The sequence below is a fragment of the Halorussus marinus genome (assembly GCF_004765795.1).
In the GTDB taxonomy this organism is placed as follows: Archaea; Halobacteriota; Halobacteria; order Halobacteriales; family Haladaptataceae; genus Halorussus; species Halorussus marinus.
The window spans coordinates 561,592-581,935 of record NZ_SBIV01000001.1 but is presented as its reverse complement, the minus strand read 5'-3'; the positions used below and the strand labels follow the sequence as shown (position 1 = coordinate 581,935).

The 20,344-nt window shown below is 69.4% G+C and carries 13 protein-coding genes; 7 read left to right on the top strand and 6 right to left on the bottom strand.

All coding sequences use genetic code 11. The features are described 5' to 3' along the window. The first annotated feature begins 3 nt into the window (after nt 1-3). A complete protein-coding gene (locus EPY72_RS02955) occupies nt 4-1,383 on the top strand; it encodes a sulfatase (protein ID WP_135805514.1) in 1,380 nt (459 codons plus the stop codon). Here the strand turns inward: EPY72_RS02955 and EPY72_RS02950 are convergent, their stop codons facing one another. From EPY72_RS02950 to EPY72_RS02940, 3 genes are all read right to left on the bottom strand, one after another. Further along, nucleotides 1,384-2,625, bottom strand: a complete 1,242-nt coding sequence (locus EPY72_RS02950; RefSeq protein WP_210423481.1) for a sulfatase-like hydrolase/transferase — start codon at nt 2,623-2,625, stop codon at nt 1,384-1,386. A gap of 107 nt (nt 2,626-2,732) precedes the next feature. Beyond that, nucleotides 2,733-4,298 (bottom strand): alkaline phosphatase family protein, encoded by a 1,566-nt coding sequence (locus EPY72_RS02945; RefSeq protein WP_135805512.1) that lies wholly within the window; start codon nt 4,296-4,298, stop codon nt 2,733-2,735. Between the two features lie 24 nt (nt 4,299-4,322). After that, on the bottom strand, nt 4,323-5,357 hold the full coding sequence (locus EPY72_RS02940; RefSeq protein ID WP_135805511.1) for a glycosyltransferase family 4 protein: 1,035 nt from the start codon (nt 5,355-5,357) through the stop codon (nt 4,323-4,325). Nucleotides 5,358-5,434: 77 nt separating this feature from the next. Here EPY72_RS02940 and EPY72_RS02935 point away from each other — a divergent pair, with 77 nt between their 5' ends. From EPY72_RS02935 to EPY72_RS02910, 6 genes are all read left to right on the top strand, one after another. Continuing rightward, nucleotides 5,435-6,919, top strand: a complete 1,485-nt coding sequence (locus EPY72_RS02935; RefSeq protein ID WP_135805510.1) for a sulfatase — start codon at nt 5,435-5,437, stop codon at nt 6,917-6,919. Between the two features lie 47 nt (nt 6,920-6,966). Next, nucleotides 6,967-8,571: an alkaline phosphatase family protein gene (locus EPY72_RS02930; RefSeq protein WP_135805509.1), complete on the top strand. Its 1,605-nt coding sequence runs from the start codon at nt 6,967-6,969 to the stop codon at nt 8,569-8,571. Between the two features lie 40 nt (nt 8,572-8,611). Then, the gene (locus EPY72_RS02925) at nt 8,612-10,171 is read left to right on the top strand and encodes an alkaline phosphatase family protein (RefSeq protein ID WP_135805508.1); all 1,560 of its coding nucleotides are present in this window, start codon (nt 8,612-8,614) and stop codon (nt 10,169-10,171) included. Beyond that, nucleotides 10,168-11,634, top strand: a complete 1,467-nt coding sequence (locus EPY72_RS02920; RefSeq protein WP_135805507.1) for an oligosaccharide flippase family protein — start codon at nt 10,168-10,170, stop codon at nt 11,632-11,634. The genes EPY72_RS02925 and EPY72_RS02920 overlap by 4 nt, the downstream gene beginning before the upstream one ends. A 92-nt stretch (nt 11,635-11,726) precedes the next feature. Continuing rightward, complete coding sequence (locus EPY72_RS02915; protein ID WP_135805506.1) at nt 11,727-14,894, top strand: oligosaccharyl transferase, archaeosortase A system-associated; 3,168 nt, start codon at nt 11,727-11,729, stop codon at nt 14,892-14,894. A 58-nt stretch (nt 14,895-14,952) separates the two neighbouring features. After that, a complete protein-coding gene (locus EPY72_RS02910; RefSeq protein WP_135805505.1) occupies nt 14,953-15,927 on the top strand; it encodes a DUF368 domain-containing protein in 975 nt (324 codons plus the stop codon). Between the two features lie 42 nt (nt 15,928-15,969). On the opposite strand, the gene EPY72_RS02905 is transcribed toward EPY72_RS02910, so the two are convergent. The 3 genes from EPY72_RS02905 to glpA are packed head-to-tail and all read right to left on the bottom strand — an operon-like array spanning nt 15,970 to nt 20,322. After that, a complete protein-coding gene (locus EPY72_RS02905) occupies nt 15,970-17,307 on the bottom strand; it encodes an anaerobic glycerol-3-phosphate dehydrogenase subunit C (protein ID WP_135805504.1) in 1,338 nt (445 codons plus the stop codon). Then, entirely contained in the window at nt 17,304-18,656 is a 1,353-nt protein-coding gene (gene glpB, locus EPY72_RS02900; RefSeq protein ID WP_135805503.1) for a glycerol-3-phosphate dehydrogenase subunit GlpB, read from the bottom strand. Before glpB ends, EPY72_RS02905 begins: the two co-directional genes overlap by 4 nt. Continuing rightward, nucleotides 18,646-20,322: an anaerobic glycerol-3-phosphate dehydrogenase subunit GlpA gene (gene glpA / locus EPY72_RS02895; protein ID WP_135805502.1), complete on the bottom strand. Its 1,677-nt coding sequence runs from the start codon at nt 20,320-20,322 to the stop codon at nt 18,646-18,648. The genes glpB and glpA overlap by 11 nt, the downstream gene beginning before the upstream one ends. Between the last annotated feature and the right edge of the window lie 22 nt (nt 20,323-20,344).

The following is a 20,344-nucleotide window of genomic DNA, read 5'->3' as shown; positions in this document are numbered from 1 at the left end:
GGTATGAACGTCCTCCTCGTCACGGTCGACTCCCTGCGCGCCGACCGGGTGAGTCCGGATGTGATGCCCGCGACGCGGTCGTTCGCGGACGAGGCGCTGGAGTTCGCCGAGTGCGTCGCGAACGGCCCCTCGACGCCGGCGTCGTTCCCGGCCATCCTCGCGAGCCGATACTTCGCCAGCATCGAGGGACTGGGCCTCCCGGAACCGGGCTCGGACGACGGCATCAGGACGCTGGCCGAGTCGCTCCGGGACGCCGGGTACGCCACCGCGGGCTACACCGACAATCACTTCGCGAGCGGTTCGTACCGCTACGACCGGGGGTTCGAGTCGATGTACGACGCCAGCGGCACGACCGAGGCGGGGCGGCTCAAGCAGTTCGTCCAGTCGAACCTCGACAAGGACGGCGCGGTGTTCAAGACGATAGAGACGGTGTACAACCGCGCCGACGCGCTGTTCGCGACCGCGACGGGCAACGACAGCGAGTACGAGCGCGCCGAATCGCTCAACGACCGCGCCATCGAGTGGATCGGCGACCAGACGGGCGAGTGGTTCACCTGGCTCCACTACATGGACGCCCACCACCCCTACGAGGCGCCCGAGGAGTACCAGCGTCAGTTTCTGGACGAACCGCTCGACCTCGCGACCTGTCGCGGGCTCTCGCGGAAGGGGACCCACCATCCCGAGGCAGTCACCGACCGCGAGTGGGAGCTGATCCGGAAACTCTACGACGCCGAGTGCGCCTACGTCGACGACCAGTTCGACGCCTTACTGGACGCCCTGCGCGAACGTAACGAGCTCGACGAGACGCTCGTCGTCTTCACGGCCGATCACGGCGAACTCGTCGGCGAGCACGGTCACGCGGGCCACCCGCCGGAGTTCTGGGAAGGCGTCCTCCGGGTCCCGCTGATCGTCTCTCACCCGGCGCGAAACGACGTCGAGCGCGCCGAGCCGGTCGAGGGGCAGGTCAGACTCCTCGACGTCGCGCCGACGATCGCGGACGCGCTCGGTCTCGATCCCCACGCCGGCTGGGAGGGCGAGTCCGCGCTCGCGGTCGCCGACGGCGAGGCCGACCCCCGCGAGTACGGGTTCGCCGACGTCGGTCGCCAGATCGAGTACGCGCGGTGTTGCGCCCGGCGAGCCGACGGCTGGAAGCTCCTTCGCCACGCCGACGACGGCGAACTCTGCTTCGACGTGAGCGCGACCCCCGAGGAGCGCCCGGAGGACGACCGGTCTGGCGACGCCCCCGAGTACGGCGACCTCGCGCGCGCGCTCGACGACCATCAGGCGCGGATGAAGCGGTTGCGCGAGGGCGGCTCCGACGCCGTCGCCGAGGACGACGAGATGGTCGAACAGCACCTCAAAGACCTCGGCTACATGGAGTAGCTATTCGAGGTAGCCGAGTTCCGCGAGTCGGTCGCGGGTGTCGTCGTCGACAGACATCTGCTGGCCGCCGTCGACGCCCGATCCGAACCCGGAGAGTCCTGATTCGAGACGGTCTGGGACCGTTTCGAGCGGGTCTGTTTCGAGGCCGCCGTCGAGATCGAACGCCAGTCTCGTCGCCGTTTCGGGCACCGCGATCACTTTCTGGCCGTCTCGCCAGACCGCGCGTTGATTGTAGCCGTAGGCGGTCTCCTCACAGAGGAGCGGTCGGTCCCGGTCGGGGTCGGTATCGAGCGATCGACCGCTGATACCGGCCGGTACGTCCGCCCCGAGCGTCGAGAGCACCGTCGGCGCCACGTCCACGAGCGAGACCGGTCGATCCGAGCGCTCCGGATGGACGCCGGGCGCGCGTACCCAGAGGGGTACTCGGGCGACTTCCTCGAAGACGCTGTGGCCGTGGTCGGTCCCGTAGTAGCCGCGGGGATCGTCGTTGAGCCGCCGTTCGAGGTCGGGGTGCTCCCAGAACGCCTCGCCGTGATCGCCACACACCACGACGACGGTGTCGTCGTCGAGGTCCGCGAGTAGGCCCGCGAGCGCGTCGTCCGCCCCCCTAACAGCCGCATCGTACGCTCGGCGTCGGGCGTCACGGTACCGCTCGAACCCCTCGTCGCCGGTCGATTCGCGGAATCGCCAGTCCTCGACATTCTCGAGGTCCGGTACGCCGAACTCCGCTCGGTGTTCGTCCGGGACGTCGAGTGGCGCGTGAGGGTCGCCGAGGTGGAGGTGGCAGAACCACCTGTCACGCCCGGCGAACCACTCGCGAGCAGACGACACTCGCTCGGTCGCGTCCGTATAGCGGACGCTCACATGCTGAAACCGGTCGCCGACCGCCTCCTCCGCCATGGGAATCGCGGTTATCATCCCGGTGTCGTACCCGGCGCTTTCGAGCAGGTCGGGGAGCATCGGGACGTCAGTCCGCGGCCTACGGGGAAACTGTTCGGCCGAGAGGTTCCGCGGGTCGGGTTCGAGTCGGCCCCCGTGCTCGTGAGGATAGCGTCCCGACAGGACCGACGGAACCGAGGGAAACGTCCACGGGCTCGGCGCTTTCGCGTTCGAGAACGCGGCGGCGCCATCCGCAAACGCATCGAGCGTGGGCGTCGTCTCGCGGTCGTGGCCGAATCCCGAGACGTGGTCTGCGCGCAGGCAGTCGACGACGACCACGAGGACGTTACGAGGCTCATCCACCGAAACGCCCGTCCGAACGGCCCGGTCGCGTCGCTTTCGCCAGTGGCGCACGCGGTGTTTCAGGTCCATCCACGCGTTGTTCGCGCGGGGAAACCGCTTCAGGGGATTCATTCCAGATACCCAAGCTCTCGTAGTGTGTCTTCGACCTCCTCGCCCGCGCGCTCGCCGGCCGCGTCGGCCGCTGTCGGCGCCCCCGTCTCGATCGATCGATCGGCTGGCTCGCCGGCTAACACGTCGAATCGAACGTCGCCGTCGACGTCTTCGGGGACGGGCGCACCGAGATAGTGGAGCAGAGTCGGCGCGAGGTCGTACAGTTCGAGGTCGGCGCTCCCGGTCGCGACGTCCTCGCCCCACGCCGCAAACACCCCCGTGCGGCGGTGGGTCGCCAGCCACTCGGTGGTCTCGCCGAAGACACCGCCGCCGATCGCTTCGGGGGCGTCGACGCCGGTCGCGTACTCCACCACCAGATCCGGAGCGCGCGGTCGCTCGCCGGTGTAAACGTCCGCCGGATCGCGGACCGCGGCCGCGACCGGATCGCCCGACGGCGTTTCGAGCGCTTCGAGGTCGGCCGCCAGCGCCTCGGCGTAGGCGTCGGCCGCCTCCTCGTCCGGGAACGCGTCGCGGTTGACGTAGATCGGTCCGCGGCCGAGCGAGACGGCCTTCGTCTCGGTCCAGTCGATTCCGGCGTCCTGAATCGCCACGCGACCGCTCTCGCTCGGGAAGAACCGCTGGAGGGACTCGGGCACGAGCGACTGGGCGAGATTGACGAGTCCGAGCCGATCGACCAACCGCTTGAGCCGTTCTTCGGTGAGCCCGACCGACGCCAGCAGGTCGCGGGCCTCCGAGTCCTCGACGACGAGGTCGCCCCGCTCGGCCAACCACTGATTCACGAGAAAGATCTCGTCGATCTCGGCGAAGCCGTGGTCGCTCATGAGCACGACGGCCTCGGCGTCCTCGCGTGCGAGCAGGTCCGCGAGCAGGTCGTCGACGCGCTCGTAGGCCGCCCGGAGCTTCTCGGGGCGATCCCAGAGCCGGTGTTGGAGCGTGTCGGTCGCAAAGAGCGTGGTGTGGACCAGCTCGCAGTCTTTCTCGTCGGCGAGCCACGTCGCGGCGTCGAAGCGCTGTTCGAACAGATCGCGGGCCTCGGCGACCAACTCGTCGGGCGACGCCTCGTCGAGGACGAGGTCGGGCTTGACCCGGTAGTCGGGGATCTCCTCGAGCAGTTCCGTCCTCAGCGACGCGGGGCTGGTGAACGCCTTGCGCTCGCTTGCGGGGCTCCCCGCGATGATGAAGGGCCCGTCGTCCGTCGCGTTCACGCCCTCGTCCGCGCCGGCAGGGTGGGTCGTCGGCATGTTGATCACGCCCGCGCGCCGGTCGCGGTCGGCCAACACGTCCCAGTACTCGCGCGACCGGAAGTCGCTGGCGTCGTTCGCCGAGATGTCGTGGGTCGTTCTGTCGTACGCGAACCACTCGTAGACGCCGAGCTTCCCGGGAGTCTTGCCCGTCGAGTAACACTTCCACGCCGGGAACGTGACCGGCGGGAGCGTGCTCTGGAGGTCGCCCGCGACGCCCTCGTCGAGAATCCGGGCGACCGTCGGGAGGTGGCCCGCCTCGGCCCACGGTCGGAGCAGCGACCAGTCGGCCCCGTCGAGTCCGACGACGTAGACGGTCATGGGCGGACAATCGCCGGTCCGGCGTTAAAGTTCTTCGAGAACGTCGCGGTAGGCCGCCCGGAACGCGGCGGTTCGCGAGTCCCGATCGAACCGGCCGCCCCGGTCGCGGGCGGTCTCCGAGAGCGAGCGTCGGTCGGCGAGGTCGCGTTCGAAGTACCTGCGGACGCCGCGAGCGAGCGCGTCCTCGTTCGGTTCGACCACGAGCGACTCGTCGATCCGTCGGGCCTCCGATCGCGTGCCGGTCGTCCGTGTCACCAGCGGCGGGAGGCCGGCACGCATCGCTTCGAGCGTGCTCACCGGGAAGGTGTCCATCCGCGACGGCTGGACGAACAGCGAACCGGGCGCGAACGCGTCGGCGAGGTCCTCGACGTACCCCCGAACCCGGACGCCCGGAGTCTCGGCGTACGACTCCGGGTGTCCCCCGCCGACGACGTGGAGTTCCGCGTCGGGGAACGACTCGCGGACCCGGGGCCACGCGTCGACGAGCAGGTCGACGCCCTTGTACTCCCAAGGCCGCGCGACGGTCACGGCGACCTCCGAGCCGAGGCTCGGTTCGACGTCACCGAGCGCGTCGTAGGTCGACGGCTGGACGAACGGATGGGCGACCTCGATCGGGGTCTTCGGGCCGACCACGGGCCGGGTGAACTCCGCGGCGAACGCCGAGACCGCGATCACGCCGTCGATCCCGCGCCGTCCGGCCGCCCGGACCGCCGGCGTACCGAACGTCCCGATCAGCGACTTGAGCGCCGAGTCGCCCTCGAAGTCGGCGCTACCGAGCCGGTAGAGCCCGTGGTCCGCACAGAGATAGACCAGTTTGCCGCCGCGGGCGAACCGGCAGAGTAGTCCGGCGTACAGGGGTCGCGACCCCTCCACGATGTAGACGTCGTAATCGGGGTACGTGAGTCCGTTCAGCGCGTCCTCGGCGAGGGTACCGTCGAGGGGGCCGGCCGACCGCCGGTGGTAGTCGACGAGGTCCGCGCCGATCGCCTCCGCGAAGCCGCGGTGGGCGGGATGGGGGTCCTGGTGGAGCATCGCCACGCGGGCGGCGTCGGGGTCCATGTTCGGGACGCGGCGGGCCGAACGGTTAAAGTTCCCGTTCGTTGATCCCCTCCTCGGTAGTTCATGGGGGTCGAGAGATGGCGCCAGTGAGAGTTCCGAGAACCGAGTATCCGAACGTCCTCCTGCTAGTTTTCGACACGCTCCGGGCCGATGCGCTCTCCTGTGACGACGGCGCGTTTCCGGTCGAAACGCCGACCATCGACGGCGTGGCCGAGCGAGGGACGAGCTTCGAGAACGCTTTCGCAGTCGGGCCGTGGACGCCGCCGTCGCACGGAGCGCTTTTCTCCGGGCAGTATCCCAACCAGACCGGATTCGACGGCGCGTGGCCGACGATGCCTGAGTCGGTTCCGCTGTTGGCGGAGTGGTTCGCGGACCGCGGGTATCGAACCTTCGGCATTCCGGGGCCCGCAAAGATGGGATCGGCGACCGGGCTCGACCGCGGGTTCGAAGCCTACTACGAGGTCTACGAGGAAGTGGCCGAGCGACCGTCGGTCGCGTATCTCTATCAGCTCGTGACCGATCCGCTGATCCGCCGAGACTTCTTCAGGCTGGCCTCACAGGGGAACGACTACTACACCGAGATCAAGTTCGAGAAGCTTCGGGAGTGGCTCGCCGACACCCCAGAGCCGTTCTTCGCCATGGCGAACCTGACGACGGTCCACGCGCCCTACGACCCGCCGCGGCCGTACAAGCACGACCAGACGCCAGCGCTTTCCCGGCCCCGGTTCGGGCTAGTCGAGGAGTTGATCGACTCGCCGTGCCAGTACGACGACCCAGCGGTCGACGACGACAGACTGTTCGCCGCGGCCGACGGGGCGGGCGCCCAGAGCATCGCGTTGCGGTATCGAGACGATTCCTCGTCGCTGACGGAGGCCGAACTCGACGTGCTTCGGGAGTGGTATGCCGCGAGCCTCCGGTATCTCGACGACCGTCTCGGCGCGTTTCTGGAGTGGTTCGAACGCGCGGGACTCGCCGATGACACTGTCGTCGTCCTCACGTCCGATCACGGCGAACTGTTCGGCGAGCACGGTGCGCTGTACCACGGCAACTTCCTCTACGACGAGGTGACACGCGTCCCGCTCGTGTTCGCCGGTCCCGGCGTTCCGGAGGCCGATCCCCGCGACAAGCTCGCCTCGCACGTCGACCTGTTCGCGACGCTCTGTGAGCTCTGCGGGCTGGACGCTCCTGAGACGGCGGGCGACTCGCTGTTCGGCGGCGACGCTCGGGACGCCGTCTACGCGGCCGAAGCGCCCTCGGATCTGTCCGATACCGAGGCCGTGGACGAGGTTTCGGCCGAGACGCTCCGGGCGTTCGAACTCGGTCGCAAGTCGGTCCGAACCGACGAGTACAGATTCGAACTCCGGTCGGACGGCACCGAGATCCTCTACGACCTGCCCGGCGAGTCAGTCGTCGCCGAGCCCGACGAGTCGGTCGTCGCCGACCTTCGGGCGCGAGTCACCGAAGCGCTCGGCGAGCGCTTCGAGAAAGCAGGTAGCGAGAGCGACGCCGACTACAGTCCTGGCGTCGAGCGCAACCTCAGGGAGCTGGGGTATATCGAGTAGCGCCGGAGAAAAGCAGTTTTAAGCCGGCGGGTCCGGTCGGTCGAGACATGCAGACGTTGCTGGTCGGACTCGACGCCGCCTGCTTCCCCGTACTCCGACCGCTGTTCGAGGACGGTGCCCTCCCGCACCTCGAATCGCTGTTCGACGACGGGGCGACCGGGCGACTGGAGTCTCAGATTCCGCCGTGGACCGCGAGCGCGTGGCCGTCGCTGTACACCGGAACGAACCCCGGCAAGCACGGCGTGTTCGACTTCCTGCGGTTCGACGGCTACGACTGGGACATCGTGAACGCGACCGACGTTCGACAGCGAACGCTCTGGGAGTACGCCGACGCGGCGGGCCTGACGAGCGTGGTCGTCAACGCCCCCGTCACGAGCCCGCCGCCCGACGTCGACGGCGCGGTCGTCCCGGGCTACCTCGCCGCCGAGGATCCGGACTGTCACCCCGACGGGATTCTGGACGACGTGCGCGAGGCGGTCGGCGACTACCGCGTGTACGCCCGCCGCGAGACCGACGAGACGGCTGGCGACGACCGGTTCGAGGACTACCTCGAACTCGCTCGGATGCGCGGGGCCGCGTTCCGGTATCTCGCCGACCGGTTCGGTCCCGAGTTCGGCTTCGTCCAGTTCCAGAAGACCGACGCGGTGTTCCACGATTACCCCGGCGACCACGGGAAGGTCCGGCGCATCTACCGGGCCGTCGACGAGCAGATCGGCGCGATCCTCGACGAGTGCGACCCCGACACCGTCGTGGTCGCCAGCGACCATGGCATGGGCGAGTACGACGGCTACGAGTTCCGCGTCAACGAGTTCCTCCGGGAAGCGGGCGTGGTCGAGACCACCACCGGCGGTCAGGGCGTCCCCTCGTGGTTCCAGATCAAAGACGAGCGCTTGACGGGGGGCGCCGAGCAGGGGGCGTCGGGCCATCCCGTGCTCGAACGGCTCGCGGCGACGGCGGCGACCGTCGGGCTGACCTACCAGCGCGGGAAAGCGGTGCTCGAACGGCTCGGGCTCGCGGAGTTCGTCGGTCGCCACGTCCCGGTCGGAGCGGTGTTCGCCGCGAGCGACGCGGTCGACTTCTCGGCGTCGCGAGCGTACCTCCGGTCGCCGTCGGAACTGGGCGTCAGGCTGAACGTCGAGGGGCGAGACCCCGACGGCGTCGTGGCGCGAGACGAGTACGATCGGGTCCGCGAGGAGGTGATCTCGCTCCTGTCGAGCGCGACCACGCCGACGGGGACGCCGGTGTTCGAGGAAGTCGTGCCCCGGGAGAAGTACATCGACGGCCCGTACGCCCAAGAAGCGGTCGACGTGCTGGCGGTGCCGACCGACTTCCAGCACGGCCTCTCGGCGCTCGTCGGCGAGCAGTTCGGCGAGCCCGAGCCGTGGAACCACAAGCGACACGGCGTGATCGCGCTGGCGGGCGAGGGCGTCGACTCCGGAGCGGACCTCTCGGGCGCACACCTGTTCGACGTCGCGTCGACGGTGCTGGCGACTCTCGACGTCGCGCCGGCCACGGTGATGGACGGGGACCCGCTCGCCGCCGTCGACGCCCCCGACGAGCGATCCTACCCCGACTACGAAGCGGCCACGCAGGCAGCCACCGAGGACGCCGACGTCGCCGAGCGCCTCTCCGATCTGGGGTATCTGGAGTAGGACCAAACTCCTTTTGGCCGGGCCCCGCGTTCGCCCCCACATGATAGTCCTCGGACTCGACGGCGCGACCCTCTCGGTCATCGAGCCGTGGGTGGAGTCCGGCCGCCTCCCGAACTTCGAGCGTCTGCTCGACGAGAGCGTCAGCGGGGAGTTAGAGAGCACGGTCCCCGAGATCACCGTCCCGGCGTGGCCGGCGTTCGCGACCGGTCGGGAGCCGACCGACCTCGACATGTACGGGTTCACCCACTTCAACCGGGAGACCCGCGAAAACGACCTGAGCCACGACGAGTTCGTCCCCGGTAAGATGTGGGACGCCGTCGACGATCAGGACGGGTCGGTCGTCGTGTTCAACATCCCGGGGTCGTACCCCTGGCAGGCGATCGACGGCACCATCATTGCGGCCGCCCCCGAGTACAAAGACGAGTACGCCCACCCGCCAGCGCGGTGGGACGAACTCGTCGACCTCGTCGACGGCTACAAGCTCCGGAACGACCAGCCGCCGGGGTCTCGCGAGTACGTCGACGAGAGCCTCGACCTGGTCGACAAGCGGTTCGAGGCGTTCGAACACTTCATCGACCGCGAGGACCCGGAGCTCGCGGTCGGGCTGATCCGAGCGACCGATCGGGTGGCCCACCACTACTGGGGCGCCGAAAGCACGCCGCCGGCCGCCTCGGACAACGAACTCTTCGAGGTCTATCGGCGGGTCGACGAGCGCCTCGGGGAGTTTCTCGACGCCCACGCCGACAAGGACCTCATCGTGATGAGCGACCACGGCTTCGAGAAGGTCCGCTCGAAGTTCGCGCCCAACGTGGTGCTCGAACGAGCGGGGCTCGTCTCGCTGACCGAGTCCGGCGACGCGACCAAGGCGGCGATGGGGACCGCCCGAGACGCCGCCAGCGACCTGCTCGGGAAGGCCGGCCTGCTCACGCTCGCCCGTAAGCTGGTCCCCGAGAGCGCACTGACCGGCGTCCCGACCGGCGACGCGCTCGGCCTCGACAACGCGTTGAGCACGGGTCGAATCGACTGGGCGGAGACGACCGCGTTAGCCGACGTCGGACAGAAGACGACGCTAATCTACGCGCTCGCGGACGATCCGGACGAGATCGACGCGATCTGCGAGCGCGCCGAGTCCGCGCTCCGGGACGGGGCCGAAAGCGAGGGCCTCTCGGTCCGGTTCGACCGCCTCGACCGCGGCGGCCCCCACACCCCGGATCTCGCGATGGTCATCGAGACGCCCGAAGTCCACGCGTCTTCGCGGTTCGACGTCGACGACCTCCGCTTCGAGGTCGACACCTCCGGACACGCCCGCGAGGGGATCTTCCTCGCCCGGGGGCCGTCGTTCCGCGACGGGACGATCGAGGGCGCGCGCATCACCGACATCGCGCCGACAGTGCTCCACGCGCTCGGCTACCGTCTCCCCGAATCGATGGCCGGCGACGTACTCGACGTGTTCGCGTCGGGGAGCGACCTCGCGACCCGCGACCCCGAAAGCTACGACTTCGTCGGCGACGCGGCCGTGACGGGCGACGGCGTCGCCGGCGACGAGGAGAAAGAAGGCGAGGTCAAAGACCGACTCCGAGAGCTCGGGTATCTGGAATGAAGATCGGCGCGGAGGTCTCGAAGCGGTTCGTCACGAACGTCCTCGGGACGGTGGCCGGCTTTCTCGGCACTGTCTTTTTCACGCGCGAACTCGGGTTCGGCGGCATCGGGACCTACGCGGCGTACTTCAGCCTCCAGATGATCGCGGCCAACGTCTTCAGCTTCGGACTCTACCCGGTCTTGGTCAAGCGGGTCAGCGGCGGTGACACCGAAGCGAGGGAGTTCGCCAGCGGCGCGCTCGTGTTGCTCGCGGGCGTGGCGGCGGTCGCGGCGCTGTCGGTCGCGTTCCGGGGAACGATCAACGGCCTGCTGGGGGTGGACGTCGCGCTGCTCGTCCCGCTCGGCGTGCTCACCTGGGGACTGTTCCGGCTCTCCGGGTCGTTTCTCGAAGGCAAACAACGCGTCGCGCTCGTCGGCGCGATAGAGAACGGCCGGTACGCTCTCATCGTCCCGATCCAGGCCGCGCTGGTCGTCGAGGGCCACGGCGTCAGGGGACTCGTCTGGGGGCTCATCGCGGGACAGTTTCTCACCTTTCTGGTATCCTACGTCGGGTTCGCACGGGTGGTTCCGGCCCGGCCCTCGGTAGCGCTGTTCCGGTCGTTCGTCGGCTTCTCGAAGTACGCCTACGTCCGGAGCGTCTCCAGTCAACTGTTCAAGCAGGCCGACTACCTGCTGATCCAGCAGTTCGTCGGTCCGGCCGCCACCGGCGTGTACAAGAACGTCTTCACCCTCACGGAGGCGTCGATGCTGTTCTCGTCTGCGCTTGCGCAGGTCGCCTTCCCGCAATTCTCGGCGCTGAACGAGGCGGGCGACGACGAGGAGGTGGGTCGACTCCTGTCGGCGGTGTTCACCTATGCCGGGCTGTTCGCGGTTCCGATCGTCGGCGGGGGCGCGGTCATCGGGAACGCGCTCCTGTTGACCATCTACGGCGAGAGCGCCGGCACTGCGACGCTTCCCGTGCTCGGGGCCGTCGGACTGGCGAACGCGCTCGTCCCGGTGCTCGCGGTCGCGAACCTGATCAACGGGTACCGAGAGGGCTTAGAGAAGTTCTTCCTCGGGACCGGGCGCCCCCGGCTCTACGCCGCGAGTGGCGTGCTCCTCATCGGGGTGTACGGCGTCTCTGCGGTCCCGCTCACGATCTGGTTCGGCGCGTGGGGCGTCGCGTGGGCGACCGTCCTCGCGTTCGGCGCGAGCGTCGCCACCATGCTCGTCTTCCTCGACGAGTCCGTTCCGGCGTCGACCTACACCGACGTGGGCCATCAGGTGGCGTCGATGGCGGTCATGACCGCCGTCGTCTACGCGCTGAAGCTTCAGCTCGGCGGGGCGGCCGGAGCGGTCCGGATCGCGGCGTTGCTCGCGGTCGGCGGGCTGACATACTTCGGCGTCCTGCTCGGGCTGAGCGAACGCATCCGGATCGACGCGGTCGCGGTGCTTCGAGACCTCAGGGGTCAACTGCTTTCGTGAGCCTCGTCGCACCGGAGGGGACCGGGAAAACGACACCCGTGCCGGCTCCAGATGACAAGGCTTATGCGGGTTTTGCCAGTTCTTTCGAGTCAATGAGCCAGCAGACTGAGCAGGTCGACGACTCGGCCGAGTCGGCCGAGTCGATCCTCGACGCGTTCGAGGACTGGTATCACGTCCCCGTGCTCGCCGCGGCGATCGCCTTCATGCTCTGGGTGCGTGTCCAGTCGTACGAGAACTTCTTCCGCGACGGCGAGGTCTTTTTCACCGGCGCGGACGCGTGGTATCACCTCCGACAAGTCACCTACACGGTTGCCAACTGGCCGAGCACGATGCCGTTCGACCCCTGGACGTACTTCCCGTTCGGCACCAGCGTCGGCCAGTTCGGGACGCTTTACGACCAGTTGGTCGCGACCGCCGCCCTGATCGTGGGGCTCGGTAGCCCCACCGAGCAGACGGTGGCGACGACCCTCCTCGTCGCTCCGGCGGTGCTCGGGACGCTCGTCGCGATTCCGACCTACCTGCTCGGCAAGCGCATCGCCGGCCGCCCCGGTGCGCTGTTCGGCGTCGTCGTGCTCGCGCTCCTTCCGGGCACGTTCCTCCGGCGGAGTCTGGTCGGGTTCTCGGATCACAACATCGCCGAACCCCTGTTTCAGGCGTTCGCGGTGCTGGCGATGATGGTCGCGCTGAGCGTCGCCGAGCGCGAGAAGCCGGTGTACGAACTCGTTGCGGACCGTGATTTCGCGGTGCTTCGCCGACCACTCGGCTACAGCGTACTCGCGGGGATCGCGACGGCGCTCTACCTCTGGACGTGGCCGCCCGGCGTCCTGCTGATCGGTATCTTCGGCGCGTTCTTCGTGCTCAAGCTCGCGGCCGACTACCTCCGGGGGGTCAGCCCCGACCACCTCGCGTTCGTCGGCGCGGTCAGCATGAGCGTCACCGGGCTCCTGATGCTCGTTCCGCTCGGCACGTTCGATTTCAGTCCGACGAAGTTCTCGCCCCTCCAGCCGCTGCTCGCGTTCGCGGTCGCCGGCGGCTGTGTCTTCATGGCGTGGCTCGCCCGAGTGTGGGACGCCCGCGACCTCAACGCCACGCTGTACCCGCCCGCGATCGGCGGGATCATCGTCGCCGTCGTCGGCGCCGTCGCGGTCGGCGCGCCCGGCCTGTTCAACCTCGTTCGGAACAACGTCCTCCGCGTGATCGGACTGGGAACGAACGCCCGGACCCGAACTATCGGCGAGGCCCAGCCGTTCCTCGCAGAAGGCCCCGGAGGTGTCCAGCCCCAGTACGGCATCAGCGAGTTCGACGTCATCATGCAGGAGTACGGCCTGATGCTGTTCACGGCCGCCGTGGCCGCGATCTGGCTGGTGTGGCGGACCTACCGCACCGACGACCACAGCGCCGAGAAACTGCTCGTGCTCGTCTGGGCCGCGTTCATCGTCGCGGCGGCGTTCACGCAGGTCAGGTTCAACTATTACCTCGCGGTGCCGGTCGCCGTGCTGAACGCCTACCTCGCCGGTCGCGTGCTCGCGATCGCGGACTTCACCGACCGCGAGTCGCTCACCGACGTCGACGGCTACCAGGTGTTGTCGGTCGTGATGGTCGTCCTGCTGGTGTTGCCGGTGCTCGTCTTCCCGGCGACCGTCGGCAGTACGGGCGTCGCCAACATCGACCAGACCAACACCGCCATGCAGGCGGGCGCGAACACCGGTCCCGGCGAGATCGCCGACTGGGACGGCTCGCTCGACTGGCTCGCCAACGAGACGCCCGAGGAGGGGACGTTCGGCGGCGCCGACAACGAGATGGACTACTACGGCACCTACGACCAGAACGACGGTGACTTCGACTACCCGGCCGGCGCGTACGGCGTGATGTCGTGGTGGGACTACGGCCACATCATCACCGTCCAGGGCGAGCGCATCCCGAACGCCAACCCGTTCCAGGAGGGCGCGACTACCGCCGCGAACTACCTGCTCGCGCCCAGCGAACAGGAGGCCAACGAGGTCATCGAGACGCTCGGCGACGACGGCGAGGAGACCCGCTACGTGATGGCCGACTGGAAGATGGCCGAGCCGACCTCGAAGTTCTCGGCACCCACCGTGTTCAACGAGAACGTGAGTCGGTTCGACTTCTACACGCGGGTGTACTCCGGGCTGAACGACGAGCAGACCCGGCCCCGGATCGCCTTCCGGATGAAAGACCAGCGCTACTATCAGAGTCAGGTCGCGCGACTCTACCTCTATCAGGGTAGCGCGGTCGAACCCAGCCCGGTGGTCGTCGACTACGACGCGGTCTCGGGGGTCTCCTCCGACCAGATCGTCGGTACGCCCTCGGGCGAGAACGCGACGGTCGTTCGCAACTTCGACACGATGCAGGAGGCCCGCGAGTTCGTCGAGGAGGACGGCACCGCCCAGATCGGCGGGATCGGGCCGTTCCCGAGCGAGCGCGTCTCCGCGCTCGAACACTACCGGCTGGTCAAACAGAGCGAGTCCTCGGCCACCAGCTCCCAGCAGTACGTCCAGACGCTACGCGGCGAGATGCGCCTGCTCCAGCAGGCCGGCGTGAACCCGAACCGCATCCTCCGGACCTCGCCGTCGTGGGTCAAGACGTTCGAGCGCGTCCCCGGCGCGACCGTCGAGGGCACCGGCCCCGAGAACGCCACCGTGACCGCGCGAGTCCAGCTGTCGCCGACCGAGGCCAACTCGACGTTCACCTACCGCCAGCAGGCCCAGACCGGTGCTGACGGCGAGTTCACGATGACCCTGCCGTACTCCTCGACCGGGTACGACGAGTGGGGCCCCGAGCAGGGCTACACCAACACGAGCGTGCGGGCGACCGGTCCGTACGAGTTCGTGACCGGCCAGTCGTTCGAGGACGGCAACATCACCTTCTCGAACGCCACTGCCGACGTGACCGAAGCGCAGGTCATCGGCGAGAACGACTCGGCGACCGAGGTCGCGCTGACCGAGGAGTCGATCCAGCTCCGCCAGGACCAAAACGAGACGGCAACCAACGAGACCGCCACGAACGAAACTGTGACGAACGAAACCGTCACGAACGAGACGGCGACCAACGAGACCGTCGAGAACGACACGGTCGCGAACGAGTCGAACGCCTCCGCGCTCGCGTCGCCGGGCGCGGCCGCCGCCGAATCCCGGCCCGCGCCGGCCGACGCGCTCCCCGATCGCGAGGAGACCGCGCCCGCCCGCGCCGGCCTCGTCGGAGCGTTCGCGGCGACGCTCCTCTTCGGCAAGCGCGACTGAGCGGTTCGTTCCGTCGAAAGCCGAACTGTTTTCCCCGCGGTCGACGTATCCGGGCCCAATGCGAGCGTGGCTCTCCGTCTATCTGAAGGGCGTGTTCATGGGCGCCGCAGACGCCGTCCCCGGCGTCTCGGGCGGCACCATCGCGCTGATAACCGGAATCTACGAGCGGCTGGTCGGCGCGATCGCGGCGTTCGATCCGGCGGTGCTGGCCGACCTCCCGCGCGCGTACGACGCCCGGGCTCGCGCCCGGATCGCCGAGACCGTCCGGGCGATGGACGTCGCCTTCCTCGCGGTGCTCGGCGCGGGGGTCCTGACCGCCATCGTCGGCGTCACCGGCGTCGTCGCCGGCGTCGAGGAGTCTTCGCCCGCCGTGCTGTTCGCGTTCTTCTTCGGCCTCATCGCCGCCTCGGCGGTCGTCCTCTGGGGAGAGGTCAGACTCGACACCCGCGACGAGCGGGCGGCCGCGATCGCGGGGCTGGTCGGCGCGTTCTTGCTGGCCGGCGAATCCGCGGGGGCCGCGGTTCCCCACGCGCCGCCGGTGCTGTTCGTCGCGGGCGGGATCGCGATCTCCGCGATGATCCTGCCCGGCGTCTCGGGGTCGCTGTTGCTCATCCTGATGGGCCAGTACGTGTACATGAGCAACGCGCTCCACGAGTTCATTGCCGAACTCGTCGCGATCGCTCGGGGCGGCGCGCTCGAGGCCGCGCTCGGGCCGGCGATCGCCGTCGCCTCGTTCGTCGCTGGCGCGGCGGTGGGAATCCTCACGTTCGCCCGCGTCGTGAAGTGGGCGCTCGCGACCCGCCGCCAGGTGACGCTGACCTTCCTCGTCGCGCTGATGGTCGGCGCGCTCCGACTTCCGGCCGCACGCATCCTCACCGCCGAGGGCGCGTGGCCGGTCGAGCGCGTGGCCGCGACCGTCCTCGCCGGGGTCGCGGGCGCGGTCGCGGTGTTGCTCATCGATCGCTACACCGACGATCTGGAGTACGTCGACGAGGACCCGGCGGAGCCGACGCCGGCGCCCGGCACCGATTAACCGAACAGTTCGCCGAACGGGGCGTCGTCACCGAGCGACCGACTACGCCGCGTCGGCACCGACCACCGCCTCCTCGATCACCTGGAGCGGGTGGCGGATCTCGTAGCCCGTCCCGTGTTCCATCTGCATCGCGCAGGTCGGACACTCGGTCAGGCCCGTCTCGGCGTCGGCCGCCTCCATGTGGTCGAACATCTCGGCGCCGATCTCCATCGAGACGTCGTACTTCTCCTCTTTCCAGCCGTAGGTGCCCGAGATGCCCGAGCAGGAGTCCCCGACGTCCTCGGCGTTCGCGCCCTCGAGGGCGTCGAGCAACTCGACCGCCTGCCCGTCGAGGCCCTGATTGCGGGCGTGGCAGGGCGCGTGGTAGGCGAAGGCCGCGTCGTCGACCTCGGCGTCGGCGAGCGCCCCCTCGAGGTCCTCGTGGACGCGGAGGTATTCGAGCGCCTCGTAAGTGTTGGCGGCGACGCTCGCGGTCCCCTCGAAGTCGAACAGTTCGGGGTACTCCTGGCGGAGCGACAGCGAACACGACGTACAGGAGGCGATCACGTCCGCGCCCCCCTCGATCGCGGCCGCGAGTTCGGCGACGTTGGTCTCGGCGGCGCGCTCGGCGTCGTCGAGCATCCCGTTCGCGAACATCGGGGTGCCCGAGCACTTCTGGGGCGGGACCAGCACCTCGTAGCCGAACGCCTCGAACACCCGGACCATCGCCTTGCCGACCTCCGGGGTGTTGTAGTTCGAGTAACAGCCGTGGAAGTACGCCACGCGCTTGTCGTCGCGTTCGACGTTCGGGCCGCCTCGTTTCTCCCACCACTCCCGGAACGTCTCGGTGGCGAACTCGGGGAACTCTCGCTCGCTGGTGATGCCCAGGACCTTCTCGTTGAACAGCTTCGTCACGCCCAGCCCCATCACGAAGTTGGTGAGCCTCGGGACCTTGCTTCCGAGCGCCGCCAGCGTCCGATAGTTCGACAGGATGCGATTCCGGACGTACTCCCGGGAGAGCTTGTCCATCTGCTCGTCGACGAACGATCCCCGCGCGGTGTTGTGCATCTGCGAGAGGGGCACGTCGGAGGGACACGCCGAGTCACACCGCATGCAGTTCGAACAGCTCATCACCGACTCGTCGATGTCGCGGTCGTCTTTCCGCTTGAGCCGCCACTGTTCGGGCCCCTGAAACTTCGGGCCGGGGAACTCGTCGTCGACCGCGGCGACCGGACACGACGTGTCGCACGTCGAGCACTTGTAACAGTCGTCGCTGCCCGGCCGCAGGTCCATCGACTCGCTCTCGGGGAACACCTCGATGGGTTCGAACTCCTCGGCGGAGTCGGTCGGTTCGTCCTCGCGGAACTCGCTCGCGCCGTCTGGGTTCTCTGCGTCGCTCATGAATCACTCACCTGTCGGGCCGCCGCGCGTCCGGCCGCTCGACCGGTCGCCAGCGAGACGCCCGCGCCGGACTTCTCGGCCGCGAAGTCGTAGCCTCCGAGCACGCCGCCCGCGGCCCGGAGATTCGCGTGTTCGGGGTCGCCCCGCGCGTCGAGCGGGCGGAGGTCGCCGTCGGTCGCCACCCCGAACCGGGCGAACGCGTGGTCGCCGAACGCGTCGTCGTCGAACCACTCGTAGCGGTCGGCCGGGTGGGGGACGTGGCAGTCGAACACCGGCTCGCGGACCGACTCGCGGTCCGAGTCGACGCCTTTCCCCACCAGACCGCCGGTCGCCAGCACGACGCTCTCGGCGTGAAACGGGATCGCCGCGCCGTTTCGCTCGACCCGGAGCGCCGCGATCTCGCCGTCGGCGCCCGTCTCGTAGCCCGCCACCGGGTCGCCGGTCGTGAACCGGACCCCCGCGTCCCGGCAGGCCCCCCGGAGCGCGCCTTCGAGGCGCATCCCGGGCAGGCTCGGCGGCCCCGTCGGCACCTCGAAGACCGCCGCGCCGAGTTCGGCTTCGAGGTCGGCCCGGATCGAGGGCGTCTCGTGGCGGCCGAGCACCGCCGGGAACCCGACGCGCTCGGCGTCGCCGAGTCGGGGTTTCACGACCGCGGCGAGCGCGCCGCGGGCCGGGAGCGAGGTCGAGACCCCCGACGGATCGTCGCCGGCCTCGAGTCGCTCGTCGGCGTCGAGGGCGTCCGCGAGCCGGGTGACTCGGGCGTCGGCGCGGAACGCCCCGGGGAACCGGACGGTGACGCCCCGAACCTCGAACGGGACGCCGGCCGCCCGGAGGTGGTCGGCGGCGAGCGGGGCGTCGAAGTCCGTGACCGTCTCGAAGCCAACCAACAGCGTCTCGCGGGGGTCGCTGGCGAGTCCGGGCGCGACGCTCGCCGGGTATCTGGCGGTCGGCTTGACCGTACCGCCGTGGGTCGGGACGAGGGCGTTGCGGTCGGTGTGGCCCCCGCGGTAGCCGTCGACGGCCTCGTCGAACAGCGAGAGCGCCGCCCGGACGCCCTCGAGGCCGACCGCGGTGTACGGGTGGTCCTCGGGGAGGTCCGGAATCGCCTCGAAGGGATCGGCGAGCGGTCCGGCGTCGCCGGCCGGGGACTCGCTCGCGTCACTGTCCCCCGAGGACCCGCCGGACCGCGGTGGGTACCCGAGCACGTCCACGAGCCCGCTCGCGCTCCGGAGCGTCGAGTCCTTGTGGGAGATGACCCGGACGGTCGCGCCCTCGCGTGCGGCCGCGAGCGCCGCAGTCATCCCGGCGATGCCGCCGCCGACGACCGCCACGTCGTCTTCAATCGCCATCGGCGCCCCCCGCGTCGAAGGCCGCGTACTCGACCGACGCGCCGTCGGCGGGGTCGCGGTCGCGGTTCATCGTCGTCGCGTGGAGCGCGTAGGTGAGCGCGGCCTGCGAGAGCTGTTCGCCCCACAGGGCGTGGCGCTCGCCTTTCCAGCGCTCCTCGAAGAGCTCGTCGAGGGCCGCCCGGGCCTGTGGCTCGCCGTACTCGGGGTGGAGTTCGGCCGCCATCCGGTGACAGCACAACCCGCCCTGACAGTTGCCCATCGAGGCCCGAGTCCGGATGCGGACCGCGTTGAGGTCGGTGCCCGACTGGTCGATGGCGTCCCGGACCTCCGCTCGCGTGACCGCCTCGCAGTCACAGAGTACGGGATTGGGGCCGTCGGTCGAGAGCACCTCGTCGGCCCGCGAGCCGAGCCGCTGGACGCTCCGGCGGCCGACCGGCGAGCGCAGGCCGAACTCGTCCATGTACTCTCTGAGGACGGTGAAGTCCTCGCTGCCGGGCAGGGGCTCGTCGGCGGTCCGACACGAGGCCGACACCCCGAGCTCGGCACAGACGTGGTCGGCTATCTCCTCGGCCATCAGCCGGTAGGTCGTGAACTTCCCGCCGACGATCGACGCGAACCCCGAGAGGTCGTCGCGCTCGGCGTGGTCGAGTAGGAAGTAGTCGCGAGTGATGTCGGTCGGGTCCCGGGTCCCGGTCCCGGGCGGCTCGTAGAGGGGCCGGACGCCCCAGAACGACCGCACCGTCCGGGCCTCCCGGAGGATCGGGACGAGCGCGCTCAGCTCGTCGATCATCAGGTCGACCTCCCACCGCTCCTCGGAGTAGTCCTCGGGGTCTTCGACCTCCACGTCGGTCGTGCCGAGGATCGCGGTCGTCTCGTGGGGCACCACGATGTCGGCGTCGCCTTTGGGTCGACACCGGTTGACCACGGTGTCGACCTGCCGGCAGTTCATCACCACCATCGCGCCCTTCGAGGGCCGGACCGCGACGTCGACGCCCGCGAGCTCGCCGATCTGTCCGGCCCACGCGCCGGTCGCGTTGACGACGTACTCGGCGGTGATCCGCTCGCGCTCGCCGGTTCTGGCGTGCTCGCGCTTGCCCGGCCCCGAGTCGTGGCGCACTTGGACGCCGAACACGTCGTCGCCGTCCGCGAGCACGTCGACGACCTCGGCGTGGGTCTCGATTCGGGCGCCGTGGCGCTCGGCGCTGGCGGCGTTCGCCACGCAGAGCCGGAAGGGGTCGACCGCGCCGTCGGGCACCCGGATCGACCGCTTGACGTCGTCGGTGAGGTACGGCTCCTCGGCGCGGGCTTGCTGGCCGGTCAGCACCTCGGCGGGGATTCCACACTCCCGACAGCCCGCGAGCTTCTCCTCGAAGTACTCGTCGGGGTCGCCCTCGAGCTGGACGAACTGGCCGCCGGTCATCTCGACGCAGTGGCCCGCGATCTCCCGGAGCACACGGTTCTCCGCGATGCACTCCCGGGCGCTCGACTGGTCGGAGACGGCGTACCGCCCGCCGCTGTGGAGCAGTCCGTGCATCCGGCCGGTCGTTCCGTGGGTGAGGTTGCCTTTCTCGACGAGGGTCACGTCGAGCCCGCGCATGGCGAGGTCGCGGGCGACCCCACACCCCGTCGACCCCCCGCCGACGACGACCACCTCGGTATCGGTCATTCGGTCAGAGGTTGGTTGGAAG